This window comes from Rheinheimera tangshanensis, assembly GCF_014645135.1.
GTDB lineage: Bacteria > Pseudomonadota > Gammaproteobacteria > Enterobacterales > Alteromonadaceae > Pararheinheimera > Pararheinheimera tangshanensis.
Map to the genome: position 1 here is coordinate 786,709 of NZ_BMLH01000001.1, position 21,094 is coordinate 807,802.

A 21,094-nucleotide genomic window follows, 5' to 3' on the forward strand; every position below is an offset into this window, starting at 1 on the left:
TTGTGGTTCATTCAGGCATAAGGCAGGATATGAAACAGCGGACTTTTTTTGATTTATCAGCCAGCACTGATGTGATTGTTTTAACTGCTCATCAACTTAAGCGATTAAAGCAAATTGTCTGGATTTGTCTGACTGCAGTGATCTGTGGTGTCTTGCCGTCAGGTCCTAAATCCTCAGCCATTTTATTGGCCACAGCCGTTGGCTTAGTGTGCATTCTGATTTTGCTTTACCGGGCTAAAGTCCGTTTTGCTACCGATGCTTTGTTGTGGCTGTTAACTCTGATGATCTGTAGTCTGATCAGTATTAATTTGGGTATTTTCGACCTGATGTTGCTGGGGTACCCATTGGTATTGGCTTATGCCGCTATGTACAGCGGGAAGCGTTTTTATTGGTTGCTGTTCGGTTTTATTTTGCTGTTTTGTTCTGCTCTGGCTTTAGCTACTTTGTATGGCTGGATTGAGTTTCGCCAGCCTCTGCCTACAGTTAACTCTTTTGTTACTTTAAATATTCTTTTGATTGTCAGTGGCTTAAGCATGAGGCTGATTGCCCGGGATACCAAAGATGCCTTGTTGCAATTAAAGCGGGAAAACGAAAGAGTCGTCAGCTCTCAGTTGGAAATTCAGCGTTTGGCTCAGCACGATCCATTGACTGGCTTAGTGAACCGCGCTCAATGTGAACTTGCCTTTCAACGAGCCGTGGCGGTCAAACCTGAAGCAGAAGTCGCTTTACTATTTATTGATTTAGACAACTTTAAGCCTATTAACGATGCGCTGGGGCATCAGGCAGGAGACGAGGTTTTAAAGCAATTAGCGGTCAATTTGCAGCGAGCCTTGTCGGAGCAGGATCTGTTAAGCCGTTTTGGTGGTGATGAATTTGTTGTGCTGTTAACCCAATGGCAACAGCGGCAAGAACTTGAACTTTTAGTGCAAAACTTATTGCAACATTGCCAACAGGAAGTTCTGGTGCAGCAACATAAAGTGCAGCTATCGGCTTCTGTTGGGGTGGCATTGTCGCCACAGGACGGTACTGACTTTCAGCTGCTTTGCAAAAAAGCTGATACCGCTATGTATCAGGCGAAGAAGATGGGGCGTAACAGATTTTGCTGGTATCAGAGCGAGATGGAACAGCAGCAACTGGAAAAATTTAATCTGATGATGCGCTTACGTTTGGCCGTCAAACAGCAACTATTCTCTGTGCTGTATCAACCTGTCTATGACATCAAAACGAATACAGTATTTGGAGCAGAAGCTTTATTGCGCTGGACTGATTCTGAATTAGGTGTGATTGCGCCGGACGTCTTTATTCCTCTGGCTGAGGAAATAGGCTTGATTCAAGAGTTAGGGCTTTTTGTGTTGCAACAGGCTTGCGGTCAGGCCGTCGCATGGCAAAACTCAGGGTATGCGCTTCGTATTGCCGTCAATATCTCTGTCATGCAATGCAAGCAGGGTGATTTACCTGCTCTAATCCGGCAAGTTCTGCAGGAGACTGGCTTGGCCGCACATGCACTGGAGTTGGAGCTAACCGAGTCTGTACTGATTGATGATACCGCTTTGGTAAAACAACAAATACAACAGTTATCGGCTTTGGGTGTGCATTTTGCCATCGATGATTTTGGTACTGGCTATTCTAATTTAGGCTATTTAAGCCAGTTTCAGCTCAGCAGTTTAAAAATAGATCGATCTTTTGTTAGCCGCATCTCACATGATGACAAAGATTTGGCTCTGGTCAAAGGTATTATTCAACTGGCAAGCAGCTTAGGTTTGCATACTGTGGCTGAAGGCGTGGAAGATCAGCAGAGTCTGGAGTTATTACAGCAAGCAGGTTGTCATTATGCACAAGGTTATTTATGGTCTAAAGCTGTGTCGCCAAAGGAATTTGAATCACTACTAACTCAGTAACAAGGGGGACAGATGATACTAGCTATGTGTAACTAATATTATCTGGCCCCAGCTTCATGTTTGGGTTTTAGACTGGTTTCACCTGATGCTCTTCTTCGTCATCCTCTTCGTCCATTACCTTGTCATGGCTATGATCTTTGGCGATCAGCATGTAGACAGAAGGTAACACAAAGAGTGTCATCAAGGTTCCGATCGTCATCCCCAGTACCAGGACTATACCTATAGAGTTACGTGCAGCGGCACCTGCGCCTTCAGCGAAAATCAGTGGCGTGTGACCTGCGATAGTCGCAATGCTGGTCATCATGACAGGACGCAACCGCAGCACTGAAGCTTCACGAATGGCCTCCAGTTTGGATTTACCTTGCTCTTGCAGTTTGTTGGCAAATTCCACCACCAGAATACCGTTACGGGCTATTAAACCTATCAGTGTGACTAAGCCCACCTGCGAATAGATATTCAGTGTGCTGGTAAAGCCGTCGGTGAAAAATGGCATAGGCGCTGGTATTTTCAGGAAGGTAAAGACCAGGGCACCAAACAGAGCCAGCGGTACTGAACCTAACAAGATGACGATAGGATCACGGAAGCTGTTGTACTGAGCCGCGAGCACCAGGAAAATCATAGTCACTGCCAGAGTAAAGGCTGGCAGGAAGGTGTTGCCCTCCCGTTTTAACTGACGGGATTCACCTGTGTAATCTATTGAATAACCGCTAGGCAGTAACTTCTTCGCTTCGGTTTCAAGGAAGGTTAAGGTCTCATCCAGAGGTTTAATAGTCACACCACTGATTTTCACAGCATTTAACTGCTGCATACGGTTGATGCTGCGTGGCACAGTGCTGTGAGTCAGGCTGGCGATTTGATCAACCCGAATCATCTGGTCTTGTGGGCCTTTGATATAGAGATTGGTTAAATCATCAGGCGTTAACCGCTCCAGACGTTTAACCTGCGGTACCACTTTGTAACTTTGGCCTGACATGTTAAAGCGGTTAACGTAACCACCACCTAACAAAGTGCCTAAGTCTTGCACTACATCACGCATATTCAGTCCCAGATCCGCCACTTTGTCGCGGTCGATATTCAACTGATACTCAGGCTGATCCACCTTCATATCAATCACCTGGAACGGGAACATACCGCTTTCACGCATTACTTTTTCCAGTCTCAGCGCATAGTCGTAAATCTCTTTTGACTCAGCCGTAGAGGCAATGACAAATTCAACAGGGAATTGGCCACCACCAGGTAAAGCAGGTGGAGTAATAGGTAAAATTCTAACACCCGATATTTCTGCCAGTTTTTGCTGCACTTCCGGCATCATCTCAAAGACTGTACGCTCACGTTCAGCCCAGGGTTTAGTCACCATGCCGCCAAAACCACCAGTAGGGAAGGTGATTTGGAAGGTAAAGTCAGTTTCAGGCACGGACATAAAAGCTTCGTTCACGTACTTACCGTAATAAGATGACTGATCCACTGTTGAGTTAGCGGGAGAGTCGACTATGCCGAAAATAACGCCCTGATCCTCTACTGGTGCCAGCTCTTTCGGTGACATGCTGTATAAAGGTACGCACAGCAGCATAATGCCAACCCAGAATACATAGACGCCCGATCTGTTATTTAAACTACTTTCGAGCTTACGGCTGTAAAAGTGCTGGAAACGGCTAAAAATAGCATCCAGTGGTGCTTTATTGCTGGTATGAGGTTTTAACATCCGTGATGCCATCATGGGCGACAACGTAATAGCGACAATGGCAGAAATAGCCACAGCACCTGCCAGTGTAATGGCAAATTCACGGAATAAGGTCCCTGTTAAACCACCTTGTAGACCTATAGGCACATAGACAGAAATCAAAGTCACTGTCATCGCAATAATAGGACCACCCAGTTCGCGGGCCGCCACTAAGGCTGCTTTGAAAGGTTTCAGGCCATTCTGAATATGGCGCTCTATGTTTTCCACCATAACAATAGCGTCATCCACCACCAGACCGACAGACAATACAATCGATAGCAAGGTCAGCAGGTTTAATGAGAAGCCAAAGACTTTCATAATAAACATGGCGCCAATCAGGGACAGTGGGATGGCGATAATAGGAATGAGCACTGAGCGGCTGAACCCTAAAAACAGGAAGATGACGATGACGATAATCAGTAAAGTTTCGCCTAGTGTTTTTACGACATCATCAATAGCAGCTTCAATGTATTTGGTGGCGTCGTAAGACACTTCACCTGTTAAACCACTGGGCAGCTCAGCTTTAATTTGCTCCATCTCTTTGGTTACTGCTTTAATCACATCCAGCGAGTTGGCATTAGGAGCCACAAAGACCCCCATAAAGACGGCTGTTTCGCCTGAGTAGTTGACGTCCGTGTTGTAATCGTCAGCACCTAACACCACATCTGCTACATCAGACAAACGCACTATACCGTCGCTATTCTGACGTAAAATCATACGCTTAAATTCATCAACACTTTTCATGTCGGTGTTGGCGCGCAAATTCACCTGGGTGTAAGCGCCCCGGGTCTGACCTATGGTGGCCTGAATATTATTGTCAGTCAGGGCAGTGCGCACATCAGAAGCGGTAATACCTAAAGCCGCCATACGCTCTGGTTTGAGCCAGACCCGCATTGCAAAAGTGCGGCCACCCAGGATATCTGCTTTTTGTACACCACTGATGGCAATTAAACGAGGCTGTACAGAACGGCTTAAAAACTCAGTAATTTGGTTTTGCTCCAGAATGTCTGAGCTAAAGCTTAAGTAAGCCGCAGCAAACTGACTGTCGGCGGCTTCAATCGCAATAGCCGGCACTTCGGCTTCTGGCGGTAAATCTCCCCTTACCTGATTGACCTTAGCACTGATTTCCGTCATAGCTTTGAGCGGGTCATAGTTCAGGTGTAAATGCGCTGTGACTGTCGACACGCCCATAGTGCTTTGCGATTCGATATAGTCGATACCACCAGCTGAGGCGATAGCACGCTCTATAGGGGTAGTAATAAAACCACGAACCAAATCAGCGTTGGCACCTATGTAAGCCGTGGTAATTTTGATCACAGCTATGTCTGAACGTGGGTACTGCCGTACCGTCATATTGCTCATCGACTGGAAGCCAGCGAGCAATATCAGCAGGCTGACCACTATGGCCAGCACAGGCTTCTTAATAAAAATATCGGTAAAATTCATAATCTGCTCATTCTTAATGGCTGGTTATTAGCAAGTACAAATCAGGTATCAGCAGGTGTTGGCGTTGCTTTAAACTCTGGTGGTTGAGTTTTACTCAGCACCACAGCCTGGCCGTTAAATAATTTAAAGGCTCCAGCGCTTACCACTTGCTCACCGGCTTTTAAGCCATCAATCACTTCAACAAAATCACCACGGGCTTTACCGAGACGGACAAACTGTTGACGGGCTTTTAAGCCGCCTTTGTCATCTTTTTCTACTACAAATACGGTGTCACCAAAAGGCGCGTAGATAATGGCTGTGCTTGGTACCACCAGCAGTTGATGTGGTTCTGTTAAGGTTACAGTGGTAGAGACCGCCATACCTGGAATTAATACGTCAGAGCTGTTGTCCAGAATGGATTGCACTATTACGTTTCGGGTGCTGGTATTAATTTCTGCGCCTATCGCACTGATCTCGCCTTTGACAATCACAGCTCCGTCACCGACAGACACTTCTACAGGCAAACCTTTAGTGATCTGGGTCAGCCAGTGTTGCGGCACAGGGAAGTTGACCCGCACTTTATTGGTGGCCTGCAATGACACTATCGGAGTTCCAGCTTGTAAATCTGTGCCTAAATCCACCTGACGAATGCCAATACGGCCATCAAAAGGCGCGCGAATGACTTTCTTCTGCAAGGTGGCTTTTAAGTTATCGACTTGAGCTGCGGCGCTGTCCAGTTGCTGTTTGGCATTATCCAGTTCGCTTTGAGTGGCAATGTTAGTGCGACGTAACTGCACTAAACGGTCATAACTGGTTTTCGCCAGTTTTAAGCTGGCTTCAGCTGAACGCAACTGAGCCTGCTCATTGGTGACATCCTGTTCAATCAGTACTGTGCCTGCAGTGACTTGCTGGCCATTACTGAAACTGATTTTTTTCACCCGACCCGGTACTTCAGCCGCGACAATAATACCTTCGTCGGCCAGCACCGTGCCTATCGCATTGTAGGTATTAGGCCAGCTTTGTTGCTCTACAACAAAGGTGCTGACATGTTCTGGTGGCGGCACAAAAGTTTCACCTGATTCGATCATGGCTGCAATCTGGCCACCTTTGACCCCTGCAAGCACCATAAACACACAGATCAGGCCAAGTACGGCAAACAATATAGATTTAAATCTTTTCATAGCGGTAACCAGATTAAAAGTTAATAAAGACCCAAGAGTTTCAGCGCTGATACTACGAGCTGGCAGCACTCCCGGATTAGAGCCACTTATAGTGAAAAGCTCGGAATAATGGTTCTGAGCTTATACCTGACTTACAACATTCAGCGGGCTGACTAGTGTGCCACGTTTTCCTACAAATTGTGACGATTAGTCATAAATTAATAAAAATTTAAGAAAATGGGTGCTGGTTAGCTCTGAATGGCAGTGGTCCGTGCCAGTAGTTTTGCGCTTTGCCTGGGGTTGGAACAGTAGCAAAGACGCAAAAAACCTTGTCATAGTGTAGCGAGCAAAAGCGCTTTCACCTATCGGAAAATAGATTAAATTTGTAACCAAATGACAGGAATGTTAAGCGTTATCACAAAGTCTGGCAGCGTTGTTGCAGGAAAATAAGGCCACCTTAGGGTGGCCATCTCTACATAAACTCGATCAGAGACTGATTTTTTCTACCGGGTAACCCAGTTTCTCCAGCTCTGGTGTTAAGCTTTTCGCATCCCCCACCACCAGAATGGCCATCTCTTTGGTGTTTAAATGTTTGGCAGCCAAAGCGTTAATTTGCTCTTTACTGATACCAGACACAATCTGATTACGTTCACGGACAAAATCGGGCGTTAAGTTAAATTCCAGAATTTGTGCCATAAAGCCTAACTTAGCATTGGGCGTTTCGTATTTTAGTGCATCCGACTGATTAATGGCCTGACGCATAAAAGACAGTTCATCATCGGCAATACCTTTTTGCTGGAAGGCATCCAGTTCATTGATAAATTGACGAATAGAATCAGCCGTGGCATCGGCACGCACAGCCGCAGAAGCAGTGTAAGTACCTGCAAACTTGTCGGCGATAAAACTGGCGCGGGCGCCGTAGGTGTAGCCTTTGTCTTCACGCAGATTCAGGTTAATGCGGCTGTTAAAGGTACCGCCTAACACAAAGTTCATCAGGCTTGCCTGATAAAACTCGCCAGTAATGTCCTGGGTCAGTGAACGCTTACCAATACGAATTTCAGACTGGGGGGCGTTAGGTTTATCCAGCAAATAAATAGTGCCAGGCTTGGCTTTCATCTGGCCTGTATTGACCTGAACAGCCGGACCTTTACCTTGCCAGTCAGTCAACTGAGTTTTTAACTCTGCAGCGACTTTATCCTGAGCTAAATCCGATACCACAATCAGCTGGCCACCGGCTGGCTTGAAGTAGGTTTGATACCAGTTTTTCACATCATCCAACGTCAGTTTGCTGACAGATTCCAGCGTGCCTTCATTAGGTAAAGCCGCGATACTGCCATCAAACATTAGTTTGTTGTAAGCCGTTGCCGCTATATAAGCCGGATTAGTGGCGCTGTGCTGAATACCCTGCAAGGTTTGCTGTTGCAGGCGACTGAAGTCTTCGGCTTTAAAGGCTGGATTACGTAACTTTTCCTCCAACAGCCTTAAGGTTTGTGGCAGGTTTTTGCTGAGGCTGGATACAAACACATCGATGTAACTATCGCCTGAACTGATGTTGATGTTGCTACCCAGCTTTTCCAGCTCCAGACTCATTTGCTCCGTGCTGTAGTTTTGTGTGCTTTCATTCAGAATAGCCGCCAGTAAAGCGCTGATACCAGCTTTGTCCGCTGTTTCGTAATAGCTGCCGACCGGGATTTTCAGCAATAACGAAGTGGTAGGTGTTTCAGTGCTTTGGCTGCCTAATACCTTGATACCGTTGCCTAAATCCATGGTCCAGGTGGCTGGTAGTTCCACGGCTGGGTTCACGCCAGCCATAGGTTGTTTACTGCGGTCAAAAGTGTCCACTGCTTTACGTACTTGTAAATCTTCAGCTCTGGTTTTTGAAGGGCCACCAAAATCGTGTTTTACCGGTGTGAAATTATCTGCTTTGGCGATCAGTTGCTTCTGGCCTTTTGGCACCACGCTCATCACCACAGAATGTTGATTTTTAATGTAGGTGTTGTACACCCGCATTACGTCTTCTTTGGTTACCGCATTGTAACGGGCTATATCGTCCGCAATGGTATCTGGTTTGCCCTGGAAGGTTTGGCTTGCCGCCAACTGACTGACTTTACCGGACACACTCTGCAGGCCAAAAATACTACTGGCTTCTATCTTGGCTTTTACTTTTAACAAATCGTCGTCTGTGACGCCACGCTGTTCAAATTCGGTCAGGCTGGCGCGGATCACTTGCTCTATATCGGCCAGAGTTTTGCCTGAGGCCGGATGAGGCAGGGCATATAAAGAAAATTCACAGGCCAGCTCACGACAGGGGTGCGATACAGCAGCCTGCACTGCCAGCTGATTTTTCACCAGATTTTTGTACAGCAGCGAGTTATTACCGCCGCCTAAAATTTCCGACAAAATATCCAATGCGGCTTCGTCTTTATGAGTGGCATAAGCTGTTGGATACGCAATGTAGACCAGCGGTAAATGCACATTGTCTTCCATCGAGATATAACGGGTTTCCGGTAGCTTCACGAACGTTTTAGCTGCATCCGTTACTTCAGGGCCACGTGGGATAGAGCCAAAATACTTTTGCACCAGAGGTAACATATCTTCAGCTTTTACCGCTCCACCTATGGTTAAAGTGGCATTATTTGGTCCATACCAGCGCAGGAAGAAGGCTTTGACATCATTGACGTTAGCGCGGTTTAAATCGTCCATGTAACCAATCACTGGCCAGGAGTAGGGATGGCCATCTGGATACAATGCTTGAGAGACTCTCTCGTTTAAACGGCCATAGGGTTGGTTGTCGACCCGCTGACCCCGTTCGTTTTTCACGGTTTCACGTTGTACTTCAAACTTCTTTTCTGTCACAGCGTCCAGTAAAAAGCCCATCCGGTCTGCTTCTAACCAAAGCATTTTTTCAACCTGATTGACAGGTACTGTTTCAAAGTAATTGGTACGGTCTGAGTTAGTGGTACCGTTTAAAGTGCCGCCTGCTTCGGTAATGATTTTAAAATGTTGTTCGTCACCAACGTTTTCAGATCCCTGAAACATCATATGCTCAAAAAAGTGAGCAAAACCTGATTTACCTAGCTCTTCGCGGGCCGACCCCACATGATAGGTCACATCTACATGCACCAGTGGGTCTGAGTTATCCTCATGCACTATCACAGTCAAACCATTGTCCAACTGATACTTTTTATAAGGAATATGAATGCCTTGCTGCGGTTTGGACTGATCAACTAATGTCACACCAGCAGGTAAATTTGTTTGAGTCTGAGTGCCGCAAGCGGCTAAGGTAAAGGCAAAAGCGATGGCTAGTGCCAGTTTAGATTTGTGCATAAGTCCCTCCGTGTAAGTGGCCCGATTAAAACACGTTTCGCAGGGGTTAAAAAGATACAACTATGTAACAAAGCTATACAATGCGGCGGTGCGGGGTTCGATAAAAGTACTTTTGCCGCTATTTATCTCCAACACAGGGTACTGAATTCATTCATAATTCAGCCTGTCTGGCTTAAAGTTCTGACAAGCAAAGAGGATATCAAGTGGCGAAGCCTGGTTCTGGCATAAAGAAATCGACCTCCTGGTTAAAATGGAACCTGCTGTTATTACTGCTGGCAGGCTGCGTATTTGCTTTTATTCAGTTGCAGTTCTGGTGGACTCAACTCAGTCCAAAGTGGCAAGGTTTGGAATGGTCATGGGGCTCGGCGCGTGTGGAGCAGTTGTCCTTGCAACTGCCGTTCTCTGGCCAGCAGCAGGTGCAACTGGAGCAAGTAGAACTCGGTTGGAGCGGCTGGCCCTGGCCTTTGGATGTACTCAAAGCGAAATCGCTAAAAGCCCAATTGGATGTGCAACTGGCCGCATCCGGCGAAACCGGGCAGGAGGCTACAGTCTCAGTACCCACACTACCGCTCTGGTTGCCGAAGGTGTTGTCCTTCGAGCAGATAGAAGTCTCGCTGCCTTGTGCCCGTTTGAATACTAAGCTTAGCAACAGCACTGAAAATAACGACTGCAAGCTCATTGGTGCTTTAACCTACAGCGAACAAAACCAGCAGATACAGCTGCAACTGGCGAATCAGCAGGCCGTACTTATTGAGGGGGTCGGTGATATAAAGCTAGCAGTGAAAGCTTTGATCACTCCAAGTGCTGAACAACTGCAAATTCCACAGTTTGAACTGAGTCTTGCAAGCAGTAAGCTTAATTGGCAGCAGTACCAGTTGTCTGATTTGGAGCTAAAGCTCAGCGGTCGAGCCGTCTGGCAAAACAACCTGCTGCAATTTGAAGCTACCGAACCTTTGCAGCTGACCACCAGTTATCAGCAACCTGACTTGCAAGTACAGCAGTTGATGCTGAATGCAACTTCCTTGCAGCTGGAATTGGACCCAACGCAGTTGGCCAATTCGCAGCTGAAAAGCGATCTGCAATTTGAAGTAAAGCAGCTGCAGCATCCACGACTCAACACGCTGGACTGGAACTGGGTCGGAACTCTGTTGTATCAACAGCAACAAGCTCAACTCGAAGGTCGGTTAGCGAATAGTTTATCTCTGGCGCTTGAGCATAAAATACAAATGGCAGAGCAAAAAGTCAGTGCCAGCTGGACTTTGCCTGAGCTGTTTTTTTTGGCCGGTAACCCGCTGCACGTTGGAACTTTTTGGCCTGAACTGCTGACGCTGCAAAAAGGCAAAGCCTCAGGCAAAGGCCAGCTGGAGTTTGACCTTAGCAGCATGGCGCTGACCAAACAGCACACAGAACTGGAGCTGCGGGATTTAAGCGGCATTTACGACAGAACTGTATTTACAGGTTTAACCACCACACTGAAGCTGTTCAGCCAAGGTATGGTCTGGAAAGTAGAGACTGGTGATCTCAAGCTGCAACAGATGAACCACGGTCTGGTGATGGGACCATTGAAATTGAATGCGCTCTACAAAACCACAGCACCGGATTGGTTCAAAGGTCAGTTAGACTTAAAGCAGCTGCAATTGGCTTTATTTGGTGGACAGATAAAAGCCGCAGAGCAGCAAATTGATTTAAGTAAAGATGCTAAGGTATTGCTACAGCTGGATAAATTACAGCTGGCAGAGCTACTGAAGCAGCACCCCAGCGCCGATATGACAGGGCAGGGAACTCTATCCGGTACTTTGCCTCTGAGCATAGAACAAGGCAAGCTGACGGTGGCTCAAGGCTCTGTCGCGGCTTTAGAGCCTGGTGGCAAAATTGCCTATCAGTCGCAAAAGGCTCAGGCTATGGCCGCATCGAATCAGGGCATGAAGATTGTGATGCAGGCGCTGCAGAATTTTCATTTTTCAGTGCTGTCGGCCGGAGTCAGTTACAGCAAAGAAGGTCAGCTGTTATTGGCTTTAAAACTGGAAGGCAATAATCCGGATTTTGAAAAAGGCCGGGCTGTTAATTTCAGTATTAATTTAGAAGAGAATTTACCGGCCATGATCACCAGCCTACAGTTGAGCGGTCAGGTCAGCGAGTTAGTGAAAAAACGGGTTCAACAGCGTCTGGCAGCCCAAAAAGCCAAAGACGCCCGCAAGGAGTAACAATGCGATATGGGCAGGATAGACAATTTTCCCAGCCAAAGGCTGCTAGTCAAAAGCGGTTGGCGGCACAAGGCCTGAGCCTTGGTTTGGCCATCTTCATCACTGCAGCCTGTACCCCAACGGTGCAGGTGGCTATGCCAAATGAGCCAATCAACATCAATTTGAATGTCAAAATTCAGCATGAAATTTTGATTAAAGTGGACAAAGAACTGGACGAACTGATCAGTGATTCCAGTGGTTTATTTTAAGGAGCACCAAGATGAAAATTGTACATAAATTCGTGCTGTCAGCTTTATTTGCTCTCAGTTTGCCAGTGCTGGCGATGGACTTACAACAGGCGATGTCTGCGTTAGGGCCAGCAAAAGCCCAGGGGTTGGTCGGTGAACAACCCAATGGTTATTTAGGCGTGGTGAGCTCATCAGCGCAAGCCAAAGAAATTGCCGACTTAATTAACCAGGCCCGCAAAGCTGAATATCAGAAACTGGCCGCTAAAAACGGTATTCAGCTAGCGGACGTTGAAGCTATCGCAGGCAAAAAGGCCATAGAAAAGACCGAACCCGGCCAGTTTATTCAGCTGAACGGCCAGTGGCAGAAAAAATAGCCTAACGGATTGGTGTTGCTGCGTCATGGCCTACCACTGTATGCCATGGCAGAATACGGTAGCTACTGACTAAGCCATGAATGACATAAGGATCCGATTCGGCAAAGGCCTTCACCTTTGCTGGATCGGAGACATTAAACAGCAATAACGCGCTTTCGATCGGCTCGCCCACTGCACCACCTAAGATCAATTCTCCCCGCTCCGCGGCCCACCATGCCAGCTGTAAATGTTCTGCTCTGAATAAGCTGCGTTTTTCCAGATAATCTGCTGAGGTTTGATACTGCAGTAAATAATGCATTTGTGCTCCCTGATGGTTAAATGCCCGTTGTCCGGCTGATTTTAGCGGACACTTTTTCTGTCCGCGGACAGTTTTTAATTAGTAAGTGCTTTATTGATATTTGTTTATAAAACAAAGGTTTATTTTTATTTTCTGTGCTGGCACGTTCCCTGCTATCTCTGCGTAATCAGATTGCGGAGAACAACGATGATCCAGGGTACAGAAAATCAGGATATTCAAATCCAACCGACCAAAGCAAGGCAATGGCGTCGCCCTGTGTTGGCCACTTTGTTTATGGCTGGTGTTTGTTATATCAGTTATAGCCTGTTGGCCGCCAGCTCGGCTCAGGCTTCTTTGGTGTTGCCTAAAGATCAGGTGCAACTGGCCATAGTTGAGCGCGGCAGCTTTACCCGCGATTTATCAGTGCAGGGCAGAGTGGTTGCGGCTAATGCACCTACTTTGTTTAGTCAGGAAGCAGGGCAGGTGCAGTATCTGAAGCAACCTGGCGAAGCTGTGCAGCTGGGGGATTTATTGGCTGTGGTGTCCAGTCCGGCTTTGGATAATGAGCTGGAGCAACAACGCGCTTTGCTGGCCAGCATGGAATCTGACTTTGAACGTTCCACTTTATTAGCCCGTGAACTGCAACTGGATATGGAACAAGTGCAAAACACAGCTCATGTCAACTTAGTGGCGGCGAAGCGCGAGCTGGCCCGTGCTGAACAATCCATCAAAGTGGGGGTGATTCGTCAACTGGATTATGACGTTGCTAAAGACAAGTTGTTACAGGCTGAGCTGGAATTTGATCATGCCAAACGTAAAGTAGCTCTGGCTTCAGATAAGCTGAATTTTGAAAAAAAGTCGGGTCAGTCCGCCTTAGCTCGTCAGGCTTTAGTAGTGGCTGAACTGGACAGAAAACTGGCCGCTTTACAAATTAAAGCACCGGTCACAGGCCAGGTCGGTAACTGGCTGGTGGAGCAACAAAGCCATGTGCTGGCAGGCACAGGTTTACTGACCGTGATTGATTTAAGCCGCTACGAAGCCGAGCTTTCAGTACAGGAGAGTTACATCCGCGATTTAGCTGTGGGTATGCCGGTGGAAGTGAATTTAGGCAATCAGCAACTCAAAGGTGAGCTGAGCCATATAGCCCCAGAAGTCAAAGACAATTTAGTCACAGCCCGAGTGCGTTTCTCGCAGAACGACAGCACCAGTTTACGCCAAAACCAACGTTTATCTGCCCGTGTCATTATTGAACAAAAAGAAAATGTACTGCGCATCAAGCGTGGCGACTTTGTTGGCTCAGGTGCCAGTCGTATCGCCTATCAGGTGACTAATAATCTGGCGGTGAAAACCCCTGTGGTATTAGGTGCATCTTCAGTGCAGTACGTCGAAATTTTACAAGGTGCCAAAGAGGGAGACCAATGGGTGATCTCTAATCTGGATGAATTTAAACAACAAGACAGAGTTCAATTGAACTAAGGCTTTCACAGGAATTGAGGGCTTGAGCCCTACAGGAGAAAACCATGATTAAAATTAATAACTTAAGCAAAATTTTCCGCACCGATTTAATTGAAACCCATGCGCTGCGGCAGATTAATCTGCAGGTGAATGAAGGCGAATTCGCTGCGTTAACAGGCCCTTCAGGTTCTGGTAAATCAACCTTGCTGAATGTGCTGGGTACGTTAGAAAGTTTTGATCAGGGCGATTATTTATTGGATGGCCGTTCCGTCAAGGGGTTATCGGACCGGGAATTATCAGCCCTTCGCAATGAAAAAATAGGTTTTATTTTTCAGGGCTTTAACCTGATTAAAGACTTCAGCTTGTTCGACAATATCGAACTACCGCTACGTTATCGTGGTTTTAGCGCTGCTGAGCGTAAACGCCGGGTGGAGCAGGCGTTAGAAACTGTGGGTTTAGCGGCGCGTCGTGATTATCATCCAAGTCAGCTGTCCGGTGGTCAGCAGCAACGGGTTGCTATAGCCCGCGCTATTGCCGGTGAACCTCGTATTCTGCTGGCGGATGAACCAACAGGCAACCTGGATTCGTTAATGGCCCGTCAGGTGATGGAACTGCTGGAAAAAATTAATCAGCAAGGCTGTACCATTTTGATGGTGACACACGACCCGGATCAGGCCCGCCGTGCCAACCGTCATATCCAGATTGTTGATGGTCAACTGAATGATGCGACCATGTACGAACCTTTAGCGTCTGAACCTTTAGTTGCAGGAGCTTAACATGGAAGCCTTACTCCATAACCTGAAGCTGAGCTGGTTCAGCATTAAAAGAGCGCCTTTGCCTTATGCCTTAACCCTGCTGATTTTAAGTTTAGGTCTAGGTACTTTTTTCAGTAATGCCACTTTGTATTACTGGATGAACCGCGATCCTATTCCGCAGAAGAGCGCAACTTTGTTTATGGCCCGAATAAACTCTACACCGGGCGATTGCACCGACTGTTTTGAGCCACCACGAGTAATGAGTTACATGGATATGCAAAAGATGAGTGGCAGCGGCATACCCTCTGCAGAAGCTGCTATGTTCTCCAGCGATGCCTATGCCAAAACAGTAGAAAATCAACAGGCGACTCCCAGTCAGGTCGAGTTGCGTGTCACCCAGCGCGATTTTTTTAAGCTATTTGACGTGCCTTTTTTACATGGCGAAACCTGGCCTGATAACAAAGCCCGGATGGAAGTAGTGATCAGCAAAAATACCGCGCTGAAGTTTTTCAGCCGTACTGATGTGGTCGGTCAGGAGATGCTGATTGATGACAAACTGTATAAAGTCATTGGCGTACTGGACGACTGGGCTATGTTGCCCCGTTTGTATGATGTCAATGGTCGTCGCTCTGCTGAACCTGCGGAGGATATCTATATCCCATTGGAGACTGCTTACGATTTAGCCATTCAGTCCAACACTCAGAACTCTTATTTTGACGTGGATTGGGATGGCAATATGGCTACTTACCCGCAAATGGCCAGAACTAATTTTGCCAATCAGTTGCAGTTTTGGGTGCAATTAGACAGCCCTGAAAAAGTGCAGCAGTATCAGCAGTTTCTGAAAAATCTGGTGGCCGATGAGAAAGCTGCTGGTCGTCATACCAGACCTGAAAGCAACAAGTTGGATAATATTCTGGACGTGCAAAAAGCTATGCGTGCGACCAATGAGCAACTGGATGCTTTTGCTTTAGTGGCTTCATTATTTCTGTTGGTTTGTGTGGTCAACGCCAGCCATTTATCGTTGAACCGTTATATGGCCAACCAGTATGAATTCAGTTTACGCCGTGCTTTAGGTGCCAGCCGCTGGCAGTTACAAGGCCAGATCCTGGCCGATGTGTTATTCAGTTCAGTGTTAGCTTTTGCTGCAGCGCTGCTGTTTGCTCAGTTGGGTTTATGGACTATTAATTCGTTATTGCCCAGCACCCGGGCTTTAGCGGGGTGGGACTGGCAGATGGTGGCAGTGATGGCGCTCTTTGTGGTGCTAATCAGTTACCTGGTGACCTTGTATCCGGCATTAAAAACCTCGTTCAGCCCGCTGAATCAGCAGTTAAAACAATAAGGAGCGCATTATGTCTGTTCATTTAATTATTAAATCCTTATTGCGCCGTAAAGTGGTGACGGCTTTATTACTGTTGCAGCTGGCTGTGACTTTAGGTTTGGTCGTTAACTCCTTGTTATTAGCCAGTGCTGCTAAAGAGTTGGTAGAGCAACCAACAGGTCTGGCATTGGAGCAAATTCTGACGGTCAGAGTAAAACCGACCAGCGCATCGATGCGGAATGAGCCAGCCTTGTCTGAAGTAATTAGCCGGCAACTGGCGGCCATTCGCTTAATTCCCGGTGTGGAAGCCGCTGAATACGCCAATCAGACGCCGTTACGGCAGGGGGGCTCGAGCTCTAACCTGTTTGAAACTGACCGTCAGGATGAGAGTAATGTCGACGCAGTGCCTTACTACAACACAGGCAGCCAGATTTTTCAGGTGCTTGGCACTCAGTTAATAGCGGGCAGGGAACTGACCGATCTGGATAAAGGCACTCAAAACATTATTCTGACTGAAAAGCTGGCAAAACAAGTCTTTGGCGAACAGAACCCTATAGGGAAATCCACCAATCAGGGCACTGTGGTTGGGGTTGTGTCTGACTTTTACTCGCAGCGATATGCCACAGATCAATCCTATGGCGCTATCAATTTTGTGCCTATGGCCAGAGCGGAAATGGGTTATCAGCTGATGATCCGGGTAGCCCCTGGCCAGTCGGAAGCTGTGCGAAAGCAACTGACCGATGTGATCAGAAATGCCGAGTCAGAAATGGATATTGGCACAGTGATGCGAATGGATGAAAACCGTGATGAAGTGTTCCGCGCTGAAATTGGTTTAGCTACGTTGCTGGCGGTATTAAGTGGTCTGATGTTGTTGGTCGCTATGATTTCTGCCTACAGCCACGCCCACTTTCACGCGCTGCAAATGCAAAAAGAAGTGGGTATTAAACGGGCCTTAGGCGCCAGTAAAGCCCGGGTATTGCTGGACGTGTTAAGCGAGAGCTGGCTGACCACCGCCATAGGTGCAGGCTTTGGTATTCTGGTGTGTTATGGCTTAAATATCAGCTTGGCTAAGGTGATCAGCATCCCGGCAGTACCGGTCTGGCTGCCGCTGCTGACACTGGTATTACTGCTGCTTTGTGTCACGCTGGCCACATGGTATCCTGCCAGAATAGCAACCAGAATTTCACCAGCCACTGCTACTAAAACCTTATGAAAAAAATACTGGTCATCGACGATAACGAAGCGGTGTGCACCGCCCTGATGACCCTGTTTCAGTTGCAGGGTTATCAGGTGTTTGTTGCGCAGCATCCGGCTCAGGCTAAAAGCATTTTGCAGCAGCAATCTATCGATCTGATTTTGCAGGATATGAACTTTGCGCAAGGCGAAATGAGTGGCGCCCAAGGCAAAGAGCTGTTTTATCAGTTGCGATCTGACTACCCAAGCATTCCAGTGGTATTGCTGACGGCCTGGACTCATCTGGATATGGTGGTGGAACTGGTCAAAGCCGGTGCCACCGACTATATCGCCAAGCCCTGGGATGATCAGCGTTTGCTGACCACTGTGGCCAATGCACTGAAAATTAAACAACTGACAGAGCAAAACTTAAAAGCCGAGCGCAAGCAGCAGGAAAGATTAGGTCTTTTTGCCGGTAAAGATTTATGTGGTCTGGTGTTTGCCAGCACCGCCATGGAGCAGTTGCTGCAGATGGCGTTGCAACTGGCGCCGAGCAATGCGGCAGTTTTGGTCACTGGTGAAAATGGTGCGGGCAAAGAGGGCATAGCTCAGGTGCTGCATGCTAATTCCAGCCGTAAACAGCAGCCTTTGATCAAGGTAAATATGGGCGCTTTGCCGGCCGATTTAATGGAAGCTGAGCTGTTTGGGGCCGAAGCCGGAGCCTACAGCGGTGCCAGCAAAACCCGGATAGGCCGTTTTGAAGCTGCAGATGGCGGCACTTTGTTCCTCGATGAAATAGGTAACTTGTCGTTATCAGGCCAGATGAAATTACTGCGTGTTTTACAAACCGGTGAGTTCGAACGTTTAGGCTCAAGCCAAACCCGCAAAGTGGATGTGCGTATTATCAGCGCCACCAATGCAGATTTAACCAAAGCCATCAGTCTTGGTCAGTTCCGGCAGGATTTGTATTACCGCATCAACGTAGTGCAATTGCATTTGCCATCGCTGAAAGACAGAGTGGATGACATAGTGCCTTTGGCACGGCATTTTTTAGCAGGACAAAAAAGCCTGACCAAAGCTGCAGAGCAGGCACTGCAAAGTTATCACTGGCCTGGCAATGTGCGTGAGCTGCAAAATTTATGTCAGCGCGCCTTATTACTGACTTTGGCTGATGAAATTGATGCGGCCGATTTAGCTTTGCCGCAAGAGCAATCTACAGCAAAAAAAGCTTTAGATGATTTGGACAAACAACAGATAGAACTGGCGTTGCAACAAGCTCAGGGCGTGGTTGCACGAGCCGCCAAACAATTGGGTATAAGCCGCCAGGCCTTGTACCGGCGGATGGAGTTTTATGGCATCGAACCTGCGTAAGAGCTTATGCAACTGATCCGGCATTTGTATCTATGGGTGCTGGCGTTGCTGATCCCCGCTTTTTTGCTATTGCGCTATCTGGATGCGCAGCCGCTCTGGTATGTGGTTTTTGTCGGCTTTGATGCTCTGGTGTTACTGGTGCTGCGCTTTATGTTAAGACCATTGCAGCAGGAAATTGAAGCGCTGAATTTACATGCTCAAAATTTGCAGGATGGCAGTTTTAATGTCGATGCCAACAGGCAACTGTTGCGGGAACTTAGGCCTTTAGCTGAAGTGTTGCAGCACATGTCGGCGCAATTAAGGCAAGAGCGTGCCACTTTGTATCAACGTGAATTACTGCTCGATACTGTGCTGCAATCCAGCCCAAGCGCTATGGTGTTAACGGATCAGACAGGTCGGGTGCTGATGACCAACCCGGCTGCCCGGGTTTTATTGCATCAGGGGCAGAAGTTTGAAGGACTGCTGTTTTCAGATTTAACGGCAAAACTACCTGAACTGTCCATGGCTATTCAAAGCGGACAACAAGGCTTACTGCATTTGGGTGAGCCAGTGTCGATTTGGCATTTGTCGGTGAGTTCATTTTCGCTGAATCAAAAACCACATCAGCTGTACTTACTTAAACCTATGACCCGCGAAATTCATCGCGAAGAAGTCAAAGCCTGGAAAAAACTGCTGCGGGTGATAGGGCATGAGCTGAATAATACGCTGGCACCTCTGTCCTCTTTGGCGTACTCAGGCCAGTTGGTAGCCACAGAGCTGCAGCATAAACAGCTGCAACAAATTTTTCAGACCATCAGTGAACGCCAACAGCATTTAAATCAGTTTTTACAGTCTTATATTCAGTTTGCCAAATTACCCAAACCTGCCTTAGCTCCTGTGCCGTGGGCGCGGTTGATTAATCAGCTACAGGATCAATACGACTTTGAACTGCTAGGCGATTTGCCGCGCCGAGTCTGGCAAGCCGACTCGCTGCAGCTATCGCAGTTGCTATTAAACCTGTTAAAAAACGCCCACGAATCCGGCTCTGCCCCGGAGTACATTCAGTTGAGTTTTAACGAATTGCCTGAGCACTTGCTTATTCGTTTGCAGGACGCTGGCGGTGGTATGAGTAGTGAAGCTTTAGCCCATGCCATGGTGCCTTTTTACACCAGCAAGGAAAATGGCTCTGGCATAGGTTTAACTTTATGCCGCGATATAGCCGAAGCGCATGGCGGCAGTTTAAGCCTGCAAAATCAGGGCGCCGGGCTTTTAGTCATCCTTACATTACCAGATGTAGATACTGGCAATTCTGTGGCTGAACAGGCATGATAAAGCCTGAACTAAAACAGGGTGTTATGGCTGTGTCGGCAACTGAAAAACCAAAAAAACTGAATTTAAAAACTGTCGCTTCCTACCTGGGGGTTTCAGTTGCTACCGTCTCCAATGCCTACAACAGACCCGATCAACTTTCCCCAGAATTACGCCAACGTATTTTGTTGCAATGCGCTGAGTTGGGTTATGACGGCCCAAACGCAGCTGCTCGTAGTTTGCGTACTGGCCGCTCCGGCATAGTGGCGGTGTTATTGTCGGACACTTTAGAGTATTCAGTCAGCGACCCTGTTGCCAACCAGTTTATTAAAGGTGTCGCCGAAGTGCTGCAGGAGCACGGCATGGATATGTTGTTGTTATCTGGCCGCCATAACACCAGCAGCAGCAGTGCTGAAGCTGTTCCGGATGCCTTTATCCTGTATGGTGCGCCCAGCAACCCTGAGCAGTTACAACGTATTATTAAAAGCGGTAAGCCGTTGATCACAGTGGATTGTAATCTGGATACTGTGATGTCGGTCAACGTCGATAACTACGCCGCAGCACAGCGTATTGCTGAACATGCCTTTAAAAAAATGCCGGGCAAAGTGGCAGTGCTGGGCTTGCGTTTAATTGAATCGGATAGGGTTTGCCGTATTCAGCCGCATGAGCTGTACAGCACAGAACAAGCTATTTCCCGTCGCCGTTTAGATGGTTATTTAGCCGCGGCGCAGGAGCAAGGCCGCGAGCTGCCAGCCAATGCGGTCTGGCATATTCCGCTGAATACCCATCATTTTGCTTTAGTGGCCGCCCGGGAAGCTCTGACTCAATACCCAAGACCCAGCGTGCTGCTGTGTATGAGTGACCGTATTGCTCTGGCCGCCATGGCGGTAGCGCGTGAACTAGGGATCAACATACCAGACGATTTAGTCGTAGTTGGCTTCGACGGTATTGAAGAAGCCGAACGTTTTTACCCCAGCCTGACGACTATTGCCCAACATAGTGATGAAAAAGGTCGCACTGCAGCCCGTATTTTATTATCGGGCGATTTAGGCACTGATTTGGTGATGCCTTCCGAATTAATAATCCGGCAAAGTTGTTAAGTTAACCTCGTCGCTTCTTTTCA

At 47.6% G+C, this 21,094-nt stretch carries 15 protein-coding genes; 11 read left to right on the forward strand and 4 right to left on the reverse strand.

Translation table 11 applies throughout. From position 1 onward, the window contains the following. Positions 1–29: 29 nt before the first annotated feature. Positions 30–1,898, forward strand: a complete 1,869-nt coding sequence (locus IEW88_RS03555) for a putative bifunctional diguanylate cyclase/phosphodiesterase (protein WP_185148495.1) — start codon at positions 30–32, stop codon at positions 1,896–1,898. A 67-nt stretch (positions 1,899–1,965) separates the two neighbouring features. Here IEW88_RS03555 and IEW88_RS03560 read toward each other — a convergent pair whose 3' ends face one another. The 3 genes from IEW88_RS03560 to IEW88_RS03570 all read right to left on the reverse strand — a co-directional run bounded on the left by IEW88_RS03560 (position 1,966) and on the right by IEW88_RS03570 (position 9,530). After that, a complete protein-coding gene (locus IEW88_RS03560; RefSeq protein ID WP_147902722.1) occupies positions 1,966–5,064 on the reverse strand; it encodes an efflux RND transporter permease subunit in 3,099 nt (1,032 codons plus the stop codon). A gap of 41 nt (positions 5,065–5,105) precedes the next feature. After that, positions 5,106–6,224, reverse strand: coding sequence for an efflux RND transporter periplasmic adaptor subunit (locus IEW88_RS03565; protein ID WP_147902721.1), 1,119 nt, complete (start codon positions 6,222–6,224; stop codon positions 5,106–5,108). Between the two features lie 465 nt (positions 6,225–6,689). Next, positions 6,690–9,530, reverse strand: coding sequence for a M16 family metallopeptidase (locus tag IEW88_RS03570; RefSeq protein ID WP_147902720.1), 2,841 nt, complete (start codon positions 9,528–9,530; stop codon positions 6,690–6,692). 203 nt (positions 9,531–9,733) lie between these two features. On the opposite strand from IEW88_RS03570, the gene IEW88_RS03575 reads away from it, so the two are divergent. Genes IEW88_RS03575 through IEW88_RS03585 form a run of 3 tightly spaced genes read left to right on the forward strand, consistent with a single transcriptional unit; the run spans position 9,734 to position 12,335 of the window. After that, positions 9,734–11,734 (forward strand): intermembrane phospholipid transport YdbH family protein, encoded by a 2,001-nt coding sequence (locus IEW88_RS03575; RefSeq protein WP_147902719.1) that lies wholly within the window; start codon positions 9,734–9,736, stop codon positions 11,732–11,734. A gap of 2 nt (positions 11,735–11,736) precedes the next feature. After that, positions 11,737–11,982, forward strand: coding sequence for a YnbE family lipoprotein (locus IEW88_RS03580; protein WP_147902718.1), 246 nt, complete (start codon positions 11,737–11,739; stop codon positions 11,980–11,982). 11 nt (positions 11,983–11,993) lie between these two features. Continuing rightward, positions 11,994–12,335 (forward strand): YdbL family probable chaperone protein, encoded by a 342-nt coding sequence (locus IEW88_RS03585; protein WP_147902717.1) that lies wholly within the window; start codon positions 11,994–11,996, stop codon positions 12,333–12,335. Position 12,336: 1 nt separating this feature from the next. Here the strand turns inward: IEW88_RS03585 and IEW88_RS03590 are convergent, their stop codons facing one another. Beyond that, positions 12,337–12,633 (reverse strand): YciI-like protein, encoded by a 297-nt coding sequence (locus IEW88_RS03590; RefSeq protein WP_053425389.1) that lies wholly within the window; start codon positions 12,631–12,633, stop codon positions 12,337–12,339. Positions 12,634–12,819: 186 nt separating this feature from the next. Between IEW88_RS03590 and IEW88_RS03595 the strand changes: the two genes are divergently transcribed. Genes IEW88_RS03595 through IEW88_RS03625 form a run of 7 tightly spaced genes read left to right on the forward strand, consistent with a single transcriptional unit; the run spans position 12,820 to position 21,071 of the window. Beyond that, on the forward strand, positions 12,820–14,088 hold the full coding sequence (locus IEW88_RS03595) for an efflux RND transporter periplasmic adaptor subunit (protein WP_147902716.1): 1,269 nt from the start codon (positions 12,820–12,822) through the stop codon (positions 14,086–14,088). 44 nt (positions 14,089–14,132) lie between these two features. Continuing rightward, on the forward strand, positions 14,133–14,843 hold the full coding sequence (locus IEW88_RS03600) for an ABC transporter ATP-binding protein (protein ID WP_147902715.1): 711 nt from the start codon (positions 14,133–14,135) through the stop codon (positions 14,841–14,843). A gap of 1 nt (position 14,844) precedes the next feature. After that, on the forward strand, positions 14,845–16,161 hold the full coding sequence (locus IEW88_RS03605; protein WP_147902714.1) for an ABC transporter permease: 1,317 nt from the start codon (positions 14,845–14,847) through the stop codon (positions 16,159–16,161). Positions 16,162–16,171: 10 nt separating this feature from the next. Next, a complete protein-coding gene (locus tag IEW88_RS03610) occupies positions 16,172–17,353 on the forward strand; it encodes an ABC transporter permease (RefSeq protein WP_147902713.1) in 1,182 nt (393 codons plus the stop codon). Continuing rightward, on the forward strand, positions 17,350–18,684 hold the full coding sequence (locus tag IEW88_RS03615; RefSeq protein WP_147902712.1) for a sigma-54-dependent transcriptional regulator: 1,335 nt from the start codon (positions 17,350–17,352) through the stop codon (positions 18,682–18,684). Before IEW88_RS03610 ends, IEW88_RS03615 begins: the two co-directional genes overlap by 4 nt. Before the next feature lie 6 nt (positions 18,685–18,690). Continuing rightward, positions 18,691–19,992, forward strand: a complete 1,302-nt coding sequence (locus IEW88_RS03620) for a sensor histidine kinase (protein WP_147902711.1) — start codon at positions 18,691–18,693, stop codon at positions 19,990–19,992. 26 nt (positions 19,993–20,018) lie between these two features. After that, positions 20,019–21,071 (forward strand): LacI family DNA-binding transcriptional regulator, encoded by a 1,053-nt coding sequence (locus tag IEW88_RS03625; RefSeq protein WP_229670267.1) that lies wholly within the window; start codon positions 20,019–20,021, stop codon positions 21,069–21,071. Positions 21,072–21,094: the final 23 nt, after the last annotated feature.